The sequence below is a fragment of the Curtobacterium sp. Leaf183 genome, assembly GCF_001424385.1.
Taxonomy (GTDB): Bacteria; Actinomycetota; Actinomycetes; order Actinomycetales; family Microbacteriaceae; genus Curtobacterium.
Genome location: NZ_LMPO01000001.1, coordinates 60,014 through 75,245, shown reverse-complemented (window position 1 = coordinate 75,245; position 15,232 = coordinate 60,014). Strand labels below are relative to the sequence as shown.

Annotated in this window: 15 protein-coding genes; 9 read left to right on the top strand and 6 right to left on the bottom strand. The window is 70.2% G+C overall.

Translation table 11 applies throughout. The annotated features are described in order from the left end of the window. Positions 1–33 precede the first annotated feature (33 nt). The 3 genes from ASG04_RS00320 to ASG04_RS00310 all read left to right on the top strand — a co-directional run bounded on the left by ASG04_RS00320 (position 34) and on the right by ASG04_RS00310 (position 2,369). Positions 34–966, top strand: coding sequence for an NADP-dependent oxidoreductase (locus ASG04_RS00320; RefSeq protein WP_056118645.1), 933 nt, complete (start codon positions 34–36; stop codon positions 964–966). Between the two features lie 169 nt (positions 967–1,135). After that, positions 1,136–1,690, top strand: coding sequence for a DUF805 domain-containing protein (locus ASG04_RS00315; RefSeq protein WP_082517760.1), 555 nt, complete (start codon positions 1,136–1,138; stop codon positions 1,688–1,690). A 73-nt stretch (positions 1,691–1,763) separates the two neighbouring features. Beyond that, a complete protein-coding gene (locus tag ASG04_RS00310; RefSeq protein WP_082517684.1) occupies positions 1,764–2,369 on the top strand; it encodes a DUF805 domain-containing protein in 606 nt (201 codons plus the stop codon). Between the two features lie 63 nt (positions 2,370–2,432). Here ASG04_RS00310 and ASG04_RS00305 read toward each other — a convergent pair whose 3' ends face one another. The 6 genes from ASG04_RS00305 to ASG04_RS00280 form a co-directional block, all read right to left on the bottom strand. Next, positions 2,433–3,077 carry a TNT domain-containing protein gene (locus ASG04_RS00305; RefSeq protein WP_056118641.1) on the bottom strand — a complete coding sequence of 215 codons (645 nt, stop codon included), beginning with the start codon at positions 3,075–3,077 and terminating at the stop codon, positions 2,433–2,435. A 23-nt stretch (positions 3,078–3,100) separates the two neighbouring features. Continuing rightward, a complete protein-coding gene (locus tag ASG04_RS00300) occupies positions 3,101–3,874 on the bottom strand; it encodes a succinate dehydrogenase iron-sulfur subunit (RefSeq protein ID WP_056118640.1) in 774 nt (257 codons plus the stop codon). Next, positions 3,874–5,667: a succinate dehydrogenase flavoprotein subunit gene (gene sdhA, locus ASG04_RS00295; RefSeq protein WP_056118637.1), complete on the bottom strand. Its 1,794-nt coding sequence runs from the start codon at positions 5,665–5,667 to the stop codon at positions 3,874–3,876. Before sdhA ends, ASG04_RS00300 begins: the two co-directional genes overlap by 1 nt. Positions 5,668–5,737: 70 nt before the next feature. After that, entirely contained in the window at positions 5,738–6,184 is a 447-nt protein-coding gene (gene sdhD, locus ASG04_RS00290; RefSeq protein ID WP_056118635.1) for a succinate dehydrogenase, hydrophobic membrane anchor protein, read from the bottom strand. Between the two features lie 14 nt (positions 6,185–6,198). Then, positions 6,199–6,678 carry a succinate dehydrogenase, cytochrome b556 subunit gene (sdhC, locus tag ASG04_RS00285; RefSeq protein ID WP_268750879.1) on the bottom strand — a complete coding sequence of 160 codons (480 nt, stop codon included), beginning with the start codon at positions 6,676–6,678 and terminating at the stop codon, positions 6,199–6,201. 75 nt (positions 6,679–6,753) lie between these two features. After that, a complete protein-coding gene (locus ASG04_RS00280; protein ID WP_235515379.1) occupies positions 6,754–7,989 on the bottom strand; it encodes a glycosyltransferase family 4 protein in 1,236 nt (411 codons plus the stop codon). Between the two features lie 172 nt (positions 7,990–8,161). Here ASG04_RS00280 and ASG04_RS00275 point away from each other — a divergent pair, with 172 nt between their 5' ends. From ASG04_RS00275 to ASG04_RS00250, 6 genes are all read left to right on the top strand, one after another. Then, positions 8,162–9,274 (top strand): mannose-1-phosphate guanylyltransferase, encoded by a 1,113-nt coding sequence (locus ASG04_RS00275; RefSeq protein WP_056118632.1) that lies wholly within the window; start codon positions 8,162–8,164, stop codon positions 9,272–9,274. A 196-nt stretch (positions 9,275–9,470) separates the two neighbouring features. Then, a complete protein-coding gene (locus tag ASG04_RS00270; RefSeq protein ID WP_056118627.1) occupies positions 9,471–10,544 on the top strand; it encodes a BMP family lipoprotein in 1,074 nt (357 codons plus the stop codon). A 73-nt stretch (positions 10,545–10,617) separates the two neighbouring features. After that, positions 10,618–12,138, top strand: coding sequence for an ABC transporter ATP-binding protein (locus ASG04_RS00265; RefSeq protein WP_056118624.1), 1,521 nt, complete (start codon positions 10,618–10,620; stop codon positions 12,136–12,138). Continuing rightward, on the top strand, positions 12,135–13,466 hold the full coding sequence (locus tag ASG04_RS00260) for an ABC transporter permease (protein ID WP_414835806.1): 1,332 nt from the start codon (positions 12,135–12,137) through the stop codon (positions 13,464–13,466). Before ASG04_RS00265 ends, ASG04_RS00260 begins: the two co-directional genes overlap by 4 nt. Next, complete coding sequence (locus ASG04_RS00255) at positions 13,463–14,755, top strand: ABC transporter permease (RefSeq protein ID WP_056118621.1); 1,293 nt, start codon at positions 13,463–13,465, stop codon at positions 14,753–14,755. The genes ASG04_RS00260 and ASG04_RS00255 overlap by 4 nt, the downstream gene beginning before the upstream one ends. 163 nt (positions 14,756–14,918) lie before the next feature. Beyond that, positions 14,919–15,232 (top strand): cytidine deaminase (locus tag ASG04_RS00250; RefSeq protein ID WP_414835814.1); only part of this gene is annotated, 314 nt, incomplete at its 3' end.

The window sequence follows — 15,232 nt, the reverse complement described above, 5'->3', positions numbered from 1 at the left end:
GAGGGTACCGCGGCGGGGCGTAGCGTCCGGTGCATGACGAAGCAGTGGGTGGCGCCGCGTCCCGGCGCGAGCGAGGTCCTGGAGTCCATCGACGTCGACGTCCGGCCGCCGGGGCCGGGTGAGGTCACGATCACCGTCCGGGCCGCCGGCATGAACCCCGCCGACACGAAGCACACGCGCGCCGCCGACTCGTCGGCCTACCCGATCGCGATCGGCTACGAGGTCGCCGGTGTGGTCAGCGCGATCGGTCCCGACACCGAGATCGCCTCCGGAGGGGGTGCCGTCGGCGACGAGGTCCTGGCGTTCCGGGTGTCCGGCGGCTGGACCGAGGAGCTGACGGTGCCCGCTGCCGACGTGTTCGCCAAGCCCGCGTCCCTCGACTTCCCGCAGGCCGCGAACCTGCTGCTGGCCGGCACGACGGCCCCCGACGTGATCCGGGTGACCCGGGTCTCCGGGCGGGACACGGTCCTGCTGCACGGCGCGTCCGGCGCGGTCGGCGTGAGCGTCCTGCAGCAGCTGCGCCCACTGGGCGTCCGCGTCATCGGCACGGCGTCCGAACGCGGTGCGGACACCGTCCGGCGGTACGGCGGCGAGTGGATCGCCTACGGCGACGGTCTGGAGGCCCGGGTGCGTGACCTCGCACCCGACGGCATCGACGTGGCCATCGACTGCGTCGGCACCGACGAGGCGATCGACGTCTCGTTGGCGCTGGTGGCCGACCGGAGCCGGATCGTGACGATCGCCGCGCAGCAGCGTGCGGCCGCCGAGGGCATCCCGATGGTCGGGGGAGCGCAGCCCGAGAGCAAGGCGTTCCGGGACTCGGTGCGGCAGCGGCTGATCGACCTCGCGGCTGCGGGCCAGCTCGAGGTCCCGGTCGCCCGGACGTTCCCGCTGGCGCAGGCCCGCGAGGCGGCCGAGCTGCTCGAGTCCGGGCACCCCGGGGGCAAGCTGGCACTGGTTCCCTGAGCCGGGGTCGGTTCCCTGAGTCGGCGTCGGGATGGTCGGCGTCGGGACGGCCGGCGTCGGGGCGGCCGGCGTCGGGATGGTCGGCGTCGGGACGGTCGGCGTCGGGACGGCTGGCCAGGTCGTCTGGTTGACTCGCAGGCGACGACCGTTCGACCCCGAGGGGGACCCCGTGACCGACCAGTACCCGCCGCAGGACCCGTATGCGCAGCCGCCCGGTGCGGCCCACACGCCGCAGTACGGCGCACCGGCACCGGTCGGCAACGGTGGCGAACCGCCGCTGTGGGCGCCGTGGTACGGCATCTCGTTCGGGCGGGCCTTCGGACGCTTCTGGAAGAAGTACGTCCGCTTCGACGGGCGTGCCAGCCGCAGCGAGTTCTGGTGGTGGGTCCTCTGGGCGTTCCTGGCGAGCATCGTCGTGAACATCCTCGACGGCATCCTCGCCAGCGCCACCGGCACGACCGTCACCTCGACCAGCACCGGCTACTTCGGCGTCCGAGCCAGTTCGGACAACTTCGTCGCGGTCCTGCCGGCGACGCTGTGGGGTCTGGCGATCCTGCTGCCCTCGATCGCGCTGCTGATGCGCCGTCTGCACGACGCGGGCCACAGCGGCTGGTGGTGGGTCATCGGTGTCATCCCGATCATCGGCTGGATCGTGCTGTTCATCATGGTGCTGCAGCGCTCCCGTCCCGAGGGGCAGCGGTACGACCGACCCGATCGGGGGTAGTCGGGGACGCTCCGGTGCGCCGCGTGTCTGGTTGACTCGTGCACGACCACCACTCGACCACCAGGGGGACCCCGTGACCGACCAGTACCCGCCGCAGAACCCGTACGGGCAGCAGCCCGGCGGTCAGCCGAACCCGTACGGCCAACCGAACCAGTACGGTCAGCAGCCCGGTCCGGGCCACGCACCGCAGTACGGGGGCTCGGCACCCGTCGGCCCGGACGGGGCACCGCCCCTCTGGGCACCGTGGTACGGCATCTCGTTCCCCAAGGCCGCCGCGCGGTTCTGGAAGAAGTACGCGCGGTTCGACGGGCGTGCCAGCCGGAGCGAGTACTGGTGGTGGGTCCTGGCGAACGCGATCGTGCTGTTCGTCATCTACGGGCTGCTCCTGGCGATCGTGATCGGGACCGGCACCGGCTCGGCGTCGAGCAGCGCGACCGGGGTGCAGGCCTCGACCAGTTCGACCTCACCCCTGATCGCGCTCCCCGTCATCCTCGGAGCCCTGTGGGGGCTCGCGACGATCGTGCCGAGCCTCGCGCTCGGCTGGCGCCGGTTGCACGACGCGAACCTGCCCGGTGCCCTGTGGATCATCGCGGTCTTCGTCGGCATCGTCGGCATCGTGTTCGCGCTCCTGCCGTCGAACCCCGAGGGGCAGCGCTTCGACGAGCCCGGCCGCGGCTGACCCGCGCGACGACGAGGAAGGGCCCCGGCGAACGCCGGGGCCCTTCCTCGTGGTGGTGGTCGGTCAGACGGCGCGGACCCGCACGAGTGAGCCGTCGACGACGAGGTCGCGGATCGTCGTGGTCGGGTTCGCGATCTGGAAGCGCAGCGCGCCGCCGGGCTGGTCGAACCACGGCGCCACGAAACGGACCGAGACCAGGAACGGACGGTCGACCACGTAGCGGTGGACCTCGGGCGCGGCCGTCACGTGCGGCGGCAGCGAGCGCGCGGGCATCGGGGTGTCGAGCGGGTGCAGCAGGTAGCCGTCCGGTCCACCGATGCGGTCGACGGGGACGCCGGCCGGGATCTGGATCGTCAGGCCGTCTGGCCCGGACTGCCCGACCTGTTGCGCGAGCTGCGGGTACGTCGAGGCAGCGCGGTCCCGCAGCCCGTCGAGCTCGTGCCGCGGCAGGTCGCGCGGTGCCGGGAACGGACGGTTCAGGAAGCGCCGGAGCATCTCCACCGCGTCGTCCTCGCCGCGTGCGGTCGCGAGACGACGGGCGGTGCCGTAGTCGACGACCTCGAGCGCGAAGGTGTCCGCGCCGTCGGCGGGGACGATGCGGAGCGCCCCCTCGACGGGCGGTTCGTGCAGGGTCTCCCCGGGGAGTTGCACGTACCGGATGGTGTACCCGAGCTGGTCGAGGATGGGGCGCGTGTCCGCGAACGTCATGATCGGGAGCCTATCGGGTGCGCCTATGCCCGGCCTCGCATGACGGCCTGCTTGACCTCGGAGATCGCCTTGGTCACCTGGATGCCACGCGGGCATGCGTCGGTGCAGTTGAAGGTCGTGCGGCAGCGCCACACGCCTTCCTTGTCGTTGAGGATGTCGAGGCGCACGTCGGCCGCGTCGTCGCGCGAGTCGAAGATGAACCGGTGCGCGTTGACGATCGCCGCGGGGCCGAAGTACTGCCCGTCGGTCCAGAACACCGGGCACGACGAGGTGCACGCGGCGCACAGGATGCACTTCGTGGTGTCGTCGAAGCGGGCGCGGTCGGCGACCGACTGCACGCGCTCCTTGCCCTTCTCGGGCACCGACTTCGCCTGCAGGAACGGCTGGACCTCGCGGAACGACTTGAAGAAGGGCTCCATGTCGACGATGAGGTCCTTCTCGAGCGGCAGGCCCTTGATGGCCTCGACGTAGATCGGCTTCGAGACGTCGAGGTCCTTGATCAGGGTCTTGCACGCCAGGCGGTTGCGGCCGTTGATGCGCATCGCGTCGGACCCGCACACGCCGTGCGCGCAGGAGCGGCGGAAGGTCAGCGACCCGTCCTGCTCCCACTTGATCTTGTGCAGGGCGTCGAGGATGCGGTCGGTCGGCAGCATCATGACGTCGAAGTCCTGCCAGCGCGGCTCGTCGTCGACGTCCGGGTCGAACCGCCGGACGATGACGGTCACCGGGAACGAACCGGGGGGAGCGTCCTGCACCGTGTCGGTACGGGGGGCGTCGGAGACCAGGGTGTCGGTCATCAGTACTTCCTCTCCATCGGCTCGTACCGCGTCACGACGACGGGCTTCCAGTCGAGTGTGATGTGGTCGTCGGCGAGTGACGAGTGCGGGTCGCCCGTCAGGTACGCCATGGTGTGCTGCATGTAGTTCTCGTCGTCACGCTTGGGGTAGTCGTCACGCATGTGTCCGCCGCGGGACTCCTTGCGGTTGCGCGCCGAGTAGACGACGACCTCGGCCAGGTCGAGCAGGAACCCGAGCTCGACGGCCTCGAGCAGGTCGGTGTTGAACCGCTTGCCCTTGTCCTGGATGGAGACGTTCATGAACCGGTTGCGCAGGGTGTGGATGGTCTCGGTGACGCGGGCCAGGGACTCGTCGGTCCGGAACACCTGCGCGTTCTTGTCCATCTCCTCTTGGAGCTCCTTGCGGAGCAGCGCGACCTTCTCGGTGCCGGTGGCGGCGCGGAGCTGCTCGAGCATGCCGCGCACGTTGGCGGCGGGGTCCTCGGGCAGGGGCAGGAACTCGGCCGTCTGCACCCACTCGGCGGCGTTGTTGCCCGAGCGCTTGCCGAACACGTTGATGTCGAGCAGCGAGTTCGTGCCCAGGCGGTTCGAGCCGTGCACGGAGACGCAGGCGCACTCGCCGGCGGCGTACATGCCGGGCACGACGGTGTCGTTGTCGGCCAGGACCTCGGCCTTGACGTTCGTGGGGATGCCGCCCATGGCGTAGTGCGCGGTCGGCATCACCGGCACGGGCTCGACCACGGGGTCGACGCCGAGGTAGGTGCGCGCGAACTCGGTGATGTCGGGGAGCTTGGTCTCGAGGACCTCGGCGCCGAGGTGGGTGCAGTCGAGCAGCACGTAGTCCTTGTTCGGACCGGCCCCGCGGCCCTCGGCCACTTCCTGCACCATGCAGCGCGCGACGATGTCACGGGGGGCGAGGTCCTTGATGGTCGGGGCGTAGCGCTCCATGAACCGCTCGCCCGAGGCGTTGCGGAGGATCGCGCCCTCGCCGCGGGCACCTTCGGTGAGCAGGATGCCGAGCCCCGCCAGGCCGGTCGGGTGGAACTGGAAGAACTCCATGTCCTCGAGCGGCAGGCCGGTGCGCCAGACGATGCCGACGCCGTCGCCGGTCAGGGTGTGCGCGTTCGAGGTGGTCTTGTACATCTTGCCGAAGCCGCCGGTGGCGAAGATCATCGCCTTGGCGTGGAAGACGTGCAGCTCACCGGTCGACAGTTCGAAGGCCACGACGCCCGCGGGCTGCTTGCGGGTGACGCCGTCGTCGCCCACGACGTCGACCATGATGAGGTCGAGTGCGTAGAACTCGTTGAAGAAGTTCACGCCGAGCTTGACGCAGTTCTGGAACAGCGTCTGCAGGATCATGTGCCCGGTGCGGTCGGCGGCGTAGCACGCACGGCGGACCGGCGCCTTGCCGTGGTCCCGCGTGTGCCCACCGAAGCGCCGCTGGTCGATCTTGCCCTCGGGTGTGCGGTTGAACGGCAGACCCATGTTCTCGAGGTCGATCACCGCGTCGATGGCTTCCTTCGCCAGGATCTCGGCGGCGTCCTGGTCGACCAGGTAGTCGCCGCCCTTGATCGTGTCGAAGGTGTGCCACTCCCACGAGTCCTCTTCGACGTTCGCCAGCGCCGCGGCCATGCCACCCTGCGCCGCACCGGTGTGCGACCGGGTCGGGTAGAGCTTCGAGATGACGGCGGTGTTCGCCTTCGGACCGGCTTCGATCGCGGCCCGCATGCCGGCCCCTCCGGCGCCGATGATGACGATGTCGAACTGGTGGTGGTGGACGGTGATGTCGCTCAAGGATGTCTTCCGGTCGGTGGTGCGGCGGGTGCTGACGACGGCCCTGCTGCGTGCGTCGTCGTGGATGCGGCTACTGCGCGGGGCAGAACGACGGCAGGTCGGCGGCTGCGGCGCCGGCGGGGCACGGGTCGAACGTCCAGCACACCAGGGTGCCGAGGACGATGAGCAGCACGCAGGCGGCGAGGATCGCGACGAGCAGGGTCTTGCGGATGCCCGGCTTGGCGACGTAGTCGTTGACGATGGTGCGCATGCCGTTCGAGCCGTGGATCAGCGCGAGCCAGAGCATGAGGGTGTCCCAGACCTGCCAGAACGGGCTGGCCCACTTGCCGGCGACGAAGGCGAAGTCGATCTGCTTGACGCCTTCGCCGGCCACCATGTTGACGAACAGGTGGCCGAAGATCAGCACGACGAGCAGGATGCCCGAGCCGCGCATGTAGATCCAGCCCCACTTCTCCCAGTTCGTGGTGCGGCGGGCGGCCTCGGCACTGCGAGGGGGCGCGATGGTCTGCGTGGTCATGGTGTGCCCCTGGTTCAGTGGAAGTCGGCGACGAGGTTCATGAGCTGGCGCGGCAGGAAGCCCGCGATCGCCACGGCCCAGAGCACGAGGACGACCCAGAACATGGCGCGCTGGTACTTCGGCCCCTTGGACCAGAAGTCGACCAGGATGATGCGCAGCCCGTTGAACGCGTGGAAGACGATGGCCATCACCAGGGCGATCTCACCGAGGTTCATGATGGGCGTCTTGTACGTGCCGATCACGGCGTTGTAGGCCTCGGGGGAGAGCCGCACGAGCGCCGTGTCGAGGATGTGCACGAGCAGGAAGAAGTAGATCGCCACCCCGGTGATGCGGTGCAGCACCCAGGACCACATCCCGACGCTGCCCCGGTACAGGGTGCCCTGGGGCGTGCGTGGTGTGCGCGGCGACTTGATCGCCGACCCGCTGGGTCGTCCGTCTATCGACACCGTGGGTGCGGCTGTCGTCGCCGTACCGCCTGTGGTCTGCTCGGCCATGAGCTCGCCCTTCCGTAGGACTGGCTCGTCGATCGGCGAGCCGTTGCCGTCATGTTCGTGTGGAACACGTTCATCCTACGACCGGCCGCTGACCTTCTCGTTCCAACCCGTGAGGACCCTGCGCGCCGCGGGCGGTGCGCCGATGTTCCTGGCCGTGTCGTGGTGCGCCAGGAGCTCGTCGCCGACGGCCTCCCAGGTGGTGTCCTCGACGCGCAGACGACCGGCGGACCCCATCCGTTCCGCGCGCGCCCGGTCGAGGTGCATCCCGAGCACGGCGGCTCGGAGTGCCTGTGGTTCGTCCGGGTCGTAGAGCGCCCCGTCGAGTCCCGGCGCGACCAGGTCGAGCGGCCCGCCCGACGCCGGGGCGACGACGGGCAGTCCCGAGGCGTGCGCCTCCTGCAGCGTCTGCCCGAACGTCTCGGCGGGTCCGGTGTGCACGAAGACGTCGAGCGCCGCGTACACGTCCGCCAGGTCGTCGCCGCGCAGGGGGCCGGTGAAGGTCGCGTCGAGGTGCCGGAGCCGGCGCTCCAGGGCCGGACGGGAGGGCCCACCTCCTGCGACCACGACCCGGATGCCCGGGATTCCGCCCAGCTCGGCGAGCCGCTCGACCTCCTTCTCGGGTGCCAGCCGCCCCACGTACCCCACGATGGTCTCGCCGCGCGGGGCGAGCCGCCGCCGCAGGCTGCGGACGGCCGACGACGTGCGTCGCGCGGGGTGGAAGAGCGCGGTGTCGACGCCGCGCCCCCAGCGCGCGACGCGGGGCACGCCGTCCTCGATGAGCATGGCCGCGGTGGCGGACGACGGCGCGAGCGTCAGCGAGGCGCCGGCGTGGATGCGCCCGAGCACCTTGCGCACGAGGGGGGCGGTCGCGGCCAGGCCGTTGCGGCGGGCGAACCCGGCCACGTCGGTCTGGAACACGGCGACGGAGGGGATGCCGAGCCTCCCGGCTGCCGTGATCGCGCGCCCACCCAGCAGGAACGGACTGGCGGCGTGGAGGACGTCGGCGCCGGAGGCGGCGAGGATCGTGTCGAGGACCGGGTGCGGCAGCGCCACCGGGAACTGTCGGTAGGCGACCGCCGGGACCCGGTGGACGTCGAAGTCGCGGTACCGCTCGAGCTGGGTCCGCGACCGCAGGCCCGCGATCCCGGGGGTGTCCGGTGCGATGACCACGGCTTGGTGGCCGCGACGCTCCAGGTGGTCGAGGACCGCGAGGACGCTCGTGGTCACGCCGTTGAGGGTGGGCAGGAAGCTCTCGGTCACGACGGCGACGGTCCTGCTGGACGTCCCGCGCTCCACGCTGCGTGCGTTCATGGCGTGCTCCAGGCTGCGCGTCGGACGTGTCCGGCAGCGGGTCAGCCCGGTGAACGGGACCTCCGCGGGGGGTGAACAGGTCGTGCGAGCCCGGAGGCGGCGTCGTGCGGTTTCCCGCCGAAGGTCCGGCGGGCACCCAGGAAGACGTGTCGCACGGCGGTAGGTTGAGCCCGTGGCTGCACCCCTCGACGACTTCTACGCGATCATCCCCGCCGGCGGCATCGGATCGCGCCTCTGGCCGCTCTCGCGTGCCGACGCCCCCAAGTTCCTGCACGACCTGACCGGGTCGGGGACCTCGCTCCTGCGCCAGACCTGGGACCGCCTGGCGCCGCTGGCCGGGGAGGGCCGCATCATGGTCGTCACAGGGCGGGCGCACCGGGTCGCGGTCGAGTCGCAGCTGCCGGGGGTCCCCGACCACAACGTCGTGCTCGAGAGCGAGCCGAAGGACTCCACGGCGGCGATCGGCCTCGCCGCGGCCATCCTGCACCGCCGCGAACCCGACGTCGTCATCGGCTCGTTCGCCGCCGACCACGTCATCGGGGACGCCCGCGGGTTCCGCCGGTCCGTTGCCGAGGCCGTCGCCGCGGCCCGCGCCGGGTACGTCACGACGATCGGCATCACGCCGTCCGAGCCGGCGATCGGCTTCGGCTACATCCACGTCGGTGACTCGCTCGGGATCGAGTCCGCGCCGCAGGCGCACACCGTGCGCTCCTTCGTCGAGAAGCCCGACCTCGAGACCGCCACCGGCTACCTCGACGACGGCAACTACCTCTGGAACGCGGGCATGTTCATCTCGCGCGCCGACGTGCTGCTCGCCGAGATCGGCCGGAACGAGCCGAAGCTGCTCGCCGGACTCGAGGAACTCGCCGCCGCGTGGGACACCTCGGCGCGGGGCGCCGTCGTCGACGCCGTGTGGCCGGAACTGAAGAAGATCGCGATCGACTACTCCGTCGCCGAGCCCGCAGCCGCCGCCGGGCGCCTGGCCGTCGTGCCCGGGGACTTCGACTGGGACGACGTGGGCGACTTCGCGTCGCTCGCCAAGCTGCAGTCCGGCGGGCTCGCGAACCACCTGGCCGTGCTCGGCGACGGGGCGCGCATCCTGGCGGACTCGTCGAGCGGCATCGTGGTGTCGCACAGCCAGCGGCTCATCTCACTCATCGGGGTCGACGACATCGTGGTCGTGGACACCCCCGATGCACTCCTCGTGACCACCAGCGCGAACGCCCAGCGGGTCAAGGGTGTGGTGGATGCGCTGAAGATCAGCGGCCGAGACGACGTCCTGTAGCGCTCCATCACGAAATGCCCGGATCTGGGCCGATCCGGTGTCCCCGCGTTACAGGCGCATTACGGTGCGGTCGCGATCCCGTAACCGATCCCCGGGGGCCCTCAGCGGCGTCCTGTACCGGCCAGGCGGTCGTGTACTGTCGCCACGATCGCCCGGTGCACAGTGACCGGGCCAAGCTCCCCGGAGGAACCCACCCGTGTCATCTCGTACCCGTCAGATCGCACTCAGCGGCCTCGCGCTCGTCGGCACCGTCGCCGTCCTGGCCGGCTGCTCCGCCGCTCCGTCCGACACCTCGTCGGCGAAGACCACCAGCTTCCGCCCGTGCATGGTGTCGGACTCCGGCGGGTTCGACGACAAGTCGTTCAACCAGCTCGGCTACGAGGGTCTGCAGGACGCCGCCAAGGAGCTCGGGGCGACGTACAAGTCGGCCGAGTCGAAGGACTCCACGGTCTACGACTCGAACATCGAGCAGCTCGTCAACCAGAACTGCAAGCTCATCGTGACGGTCGGCTTCAACCTCGCCGACGCCACGAAGAAGCAGGCCGCGGCGAACCCCGACACCGACTTCGCGATCATCGACGACAACTCGATCGACGCGAAGAACGTCAAGCCGATCACGTTCGACACCTCGCAGGCCGCGTTCCTCGCCGGCTACGCGGCCGCGTCGTACTCGAAGAGCGGTGTCGTCGGCACGTTCGGTGGCATGCAGATCCCGACCGTCACGATCTTCATGGACGGCTACGCGGACGGCGTGAAGTACTACAACGACCAGAAGAAGAAGGACGTCAAGGTCGTCGGCTGGGACGTCGACAGCCAGAAGGGTTCCTTCACGGGCGGCTTCGAGGCCGGCACGCAGGCCAAGTCGGTCGCACAGACCCTGATCGACCAGGGTGCCGACGTGATCCTCCCCGTCGGTGGCCCGATCTACCAGTCGGCGGCCGAGGCGATCAAGGACGCGAACAACGGCTCCGTGCTGATCGGCGCCGACAGCGACCTGTACGAGGCCGACCCCCGCTACAAGGACATCGCGCTGACCTCCGTCGAGAAGGGCATGCGCCCCGCCACGAAGGACGTCGTCGAGCAGGCCGCCAAGGGCGACTTCTCGAAGACCCCGTACGTCGGCACGCTGAAGAACGAGGGCGTCGGCATCGCGCCGTTCCACGACTACGAGTCCAAGGTCGACTCGGGTCTGTCGAAGGAGCTCGACACGATCAAGTCCGGCATCATCGACGGCTCGATCAAGGTCAAGACCGAGGCGACCGTCAAGTAACACCATCGATGCGGGCGGGGGAGCGATCCTCCGCCCGCATCACCGTGCGCTCAAGAGAAGAAGATCCCGCCACATGAAGCTCGAACTCCGCGGCATCACCAAGCGGTTCGGCCCGCTGGTCGCGAACGACCACATCTCCCTCACCGTCGAACCCGGCGAGGTGCACTGTCTGCTCGGCGAGAACGGGGCCGGCAAGTCGACCCTGATGAACGTCCTCTACGGCATGTACCAGGCCGAGGAGGGCGAGATCCTGCTGGACGACGTCGTCCAGGACTTCGACGGCCCCGGCGACGCGATGCGTGCGGGCATCGGCATGGTGCACCAGCACTTCATGCTCGTGCCGGTGTTCACGGTCGCCGAGAACGTCATGCTCGGACAAGAGGAGACGGCCTTCGGCGGCCGCCTCGACCTCGCCGGTGCGCGCCGACGCGTCCGGGAGATCTCCGAGCGGTTCGGGTTCGACGTCGACCCCGACGCCCGCGTCGAGGACCTCCCCGTCGGGGTGCAGCAGCGCGTCGAGATCATCAAGGCGCTGTCCCGCGACGCCTCGGTGCTGGTCTTCGACGAGCCCACCGCCGTCCTGACGCCGCAGGAGACCGACGAGCTGATGGGCATCATGCGCCAGCTCCGCGAGGCCGGCACCGCGATCGTCTTCATCACCCACAAGCTCCGCGAGGTCCGCGAGGTCGCCGACCGCATCACGGTGATCCGGCTCGGCAAGGTCGTCGGCGAGGCATCGCCCACCGCGACCAACAACGAGCTCGCGGCGCTGATGGTCGGTCGCGCGGTGTCACTCGTCGTCGAGAAGGAACCGTCGACCGGTGGCGAGGACGCCCTGGTCGTCGAGGGCCTCACCGTCACGGACCCGCAGGGCATCGTGCTCGTCGACGACGTGTCGTTCACCGTCCGCCGCGGTGAGGTGCTCGCGATCGCCGGGGTGCAGGGCAACGGCCAGACCGAGCTCACCGAGGCCATCATCGGCCTCGAGCCCGTCCGCGCAGGCCGGGTCACCCTGGACGGCAAGGAGCTCACCGGCCGCAGCGTCAAGCAGGTGCTCGACGCCGGCGTCGGGTTCGTGCCCGAGGACCGGCAAGAGGACGGGCTGGTCGGCGAGTTCACCATCGCCGAGAACCTGATGCTCGACCGCGCCGACCACGCCGAGTTCGTCCGAGCCGGCACCATCCGCGCCACCGAGCGCGACGCCTTCGCCGACGAGAAGATCGCCGAGTTCGACATCCGCACCCCCGGGCGTGCGACCGCGGCCGGCCGACTCTCGGGCGGCAACCAGCAGAAGATCGTGCTGGCCCGTGAGCTCAGCCGCGAACTCCGCCTGTTCGTCGCCGCGCAGCCCACGCGCGGCATCGACGTCGGGTCCATCGAGTTCGTGCACAAGCGCATCGTCGCCACCCGCGACTCCGGTGTCCCCGTGATCGTCGTGTCCACCGAGCTCGACGAGGTCGTCGCGCTCGCCGACCGGATCGCCGTCATGTACCGCGGCGCGATCATCGGCATCGTCCCCGCGGACACCCCCCGCGACGTCCTCGGTCTCATGATGGCCGGAGAACTCCCTGAAGGAACGGAGCTGGCAGCGTGAGCACCCCCACGCCAGACGAGACCCCGGTGACCGACGACCGGATCCAGGACGTCGAGGGCACCCCGCACCTCATGACCGACTCCGCGGCCGACACCGAGCGCCGGGCCGCCGACCGTTCCGGTGCCGACCGCTGGCAGGTTGCCCTGCAGGGCATCATGAACGGTTCCGTGCTCGTCACGGTCCTCGCCGTCGTGCTGGCGCTCGTCGCGTGCGGGATCCTCATCGCGCTGACCGACCAGGCCGTGCAGCAGGCAGCCGGCTACTTCTTCGCCCGACCCGGTGACACGTTGCGCGCGATCGGCACCGCCGTGGGCGGCTCGTACGCCTCGCTGTTCCAGGGGTCGGTCGTGAACTTCGGCGCGGAGTCCTTCGCCCAGGCGGTCGTGCCGATCACCCGGTCCATCGACTACGCCGTCCCGCTCATCGTCGCCGGACTCGGCATCGCGGTGTCGTTCCGCGCGGGGCTGTTCAACATCGGCGGCCAGGGACAGATCCTGATGGGTGCCGCGGCAGCCGGGTGGTTCGGGTTCTCCTTCGACCTACCGGCCGCGATCCACATCCCGCTGACGATCGTCGCGGGCATCGTCGGTGGCGCGGTCTGGGGCGGGATCGTCGGGCTGCTCAAGGCCCGCACCGGCGCCAACGAGGTCGTCCTGACGATCATGCTCAACTACGTCGCGCTGTACCTGGTCAGCTACATGCTCCGCACCCCGGGGCTGCTGCAGGCCGGCGGCAGCCCGAACCCGATCTCGCCCGCGATGAAGGACAGCTCGGTGCTGCCGGCACTGTTCGGGCCGCGCTACGGCGTCGACCTCGGGTTCATCGTCGCGATCATCGCGGTGGTCGTCGTGTGGTGGCTGCTCAACAAGTCGTCGCTCGGCTTCCGGTTCCGGACGATCGGCGAGAACCCGCGCGCCGCCCGGGTCGCCGGCATGAGCGTGCCGTCGTTGACCTTCTGGGTGCTCGTCATCTCCGGTGCCCTCGTCGGCATCGCCGGCGCCTACCAGGTGCAGGGCGCCGTCACGAGCGGGTTCACCTCGAACATCGACGCCGGCATCGGCTTCGACGCCATCACGGTGGCGCTGCTCGGGCGTTCGAAGCCGTGGGGCGTGTTCTGGGCGGCGATCCTGTTCGGCGTGCTGAAGAACGGTGGCTACGCCATGCAGGCCGCGAACGGCATCCCGATCGACATCGTCGGGGTCATCCAGGCCCTGATCGTCCTGTTCATCGCCGCACCGCCGCTCGTCCGCGCGATCTTCCGGATCCCGCAGCCCGGCGCCCGTCGCAAGCGCTCCACGAAGTCCGAGCGGAAGGCCGTCGCCGCATGAGCACCCTCAGCCCCACCGCGGCCGCGCCGCACGCCCCGCTGGCCGACCGCGCCGTCGAGACCACCCGCAGCTGGAAGCTGCCGATCGCGTACGCCGTCTTCACGGTCGTGGCGCTCGTCTTCTTCGTCCTGCTGCACCGTTCCGGGGACGCCACGTTCCGGCTCGCCAACGCGGGTGACTTCGTGCAGCTGCCCGACGTGCCGCTGCCCGCGACGGGCACCGGCGTCGTCGTCACCGTCCTGCTCGCCCTGGCCACCGTGTTCGCGGTCGTCCAGGTCCGCGGGTTCCGGAAGGTCCCCCTGTGGGTCACGTCGGTCTTCGCGCTGCTGTTCGTGGTCGGCTTCCTGGCGTGGGCCGCCGCCGGCGCCACCATCCCGCTGCCCGGTCTGCTGGTCGGCGCGCTCGGCCTCAGCGTCCCGCTCGTGTTCGGTGCGCTGGGCGGCGTCATCTCCGAGAAGGTCGGCGTCGTCAACATCGCGATCGAGGGCCAGTTCCTGGCGGGGGCGTTCGTCTCCGCGATGATCGGCTCCCTGACCGGCTCCGCGTGGGTCGGGCTGGTCGGTGCCCTCGTGGCCGGGGTGCTCGTGTCGTTCGTCCTGGCGGCGTTCAGCATCAAGTACCTCGTCGACCAAGTCATCGTCGGTGTCGTCATCAACGCGTTCATCTCCGGGCTGACGGGCTTCCTGTACTCGCAGGTGCTGTCGCCGGCCGAGCAGACGCTCAACACCGGCATCCGCTTCCCGGTGCTGCCGATCCCGGTGCTGCACCAGATCCCGGTGATCGGCCCGGTCTTCTTCGAGCAGAACGTCATCGTGTACCTGGCGTACGTCGCGGTCGCGGTCGTCACGTTCGCGCTGTTCAAGACGCGCTGGGGCCTGCGCCTCCGTGCCGTCGGCGAGCACCCGCAGGCAGCGGACACCGTCGGCATCAACGTGCTGAGCACCCGGTTCTGGAACGTGTCGCTCGCGGGTGCGATCGCCGGCCTGGGCGGTGCGTACTTCACGCTCGGCTCGGTCGGACCGTTCGCGAAGGACATGACCGCCGGCGCGGGCTACATCGCGCTCGCGGCCGTCATCTTCGGCCGGTGGGACCCGATCCGCGCCACGCTCGCGGCGCTGCTGTTCGGCTTCGCGTCGAACCTGCAGAACGTGCTCGGGTCGATCAACTCGCCCGTCCCGAGCGAGTTCCTGCTGATGCTGCCGTACGTCGTCACGATCTTCGCGGTCGCCGGCCTGGTCGGGCAGTCGCGTGGCCCGGCTGCGTCCGGCAAGCCGTACATCAAGAGCTAGCCAGGAGGCCCGGCACATGACCGACACGAACGCTGCGGGTGACCAGAAAGCTGGCGAGCCCGCCTGGACCGACCCGGCCACGAACCTCCAGTCCGACTCGTCGACGCTCGACGCGGGTGTCGACGTCGACTGGACCGCCCTGCGGCAGGCGGCGACCGCCGCCATGGGGCGGGCGTACGCGCCCTACTCGTCCTTCCCGGTGGGCGCCGCCGCGCTCACCGACGACGGCCGGGTCGTCTCCGGCTGCAACGTCGAGAACGCGTCGTACGGCGTGACGCTGTGCGCCGAGTGCTCGCTCGTGTCGCAGCTGCACATGACCGGCGGCGGCAAGCTCGTCGCGTTCACGTGCGTCGACGGCGACGGCGCGACCCTGATGCCGTGCGGCCGGTGCCGGCAGCTGCTGTTCGAGCACTCTGCCGAGGGCATGCTGCTCGAGACCGTCTCGGGCATCCGCACCATCGACGAGGTGCTGCCCGA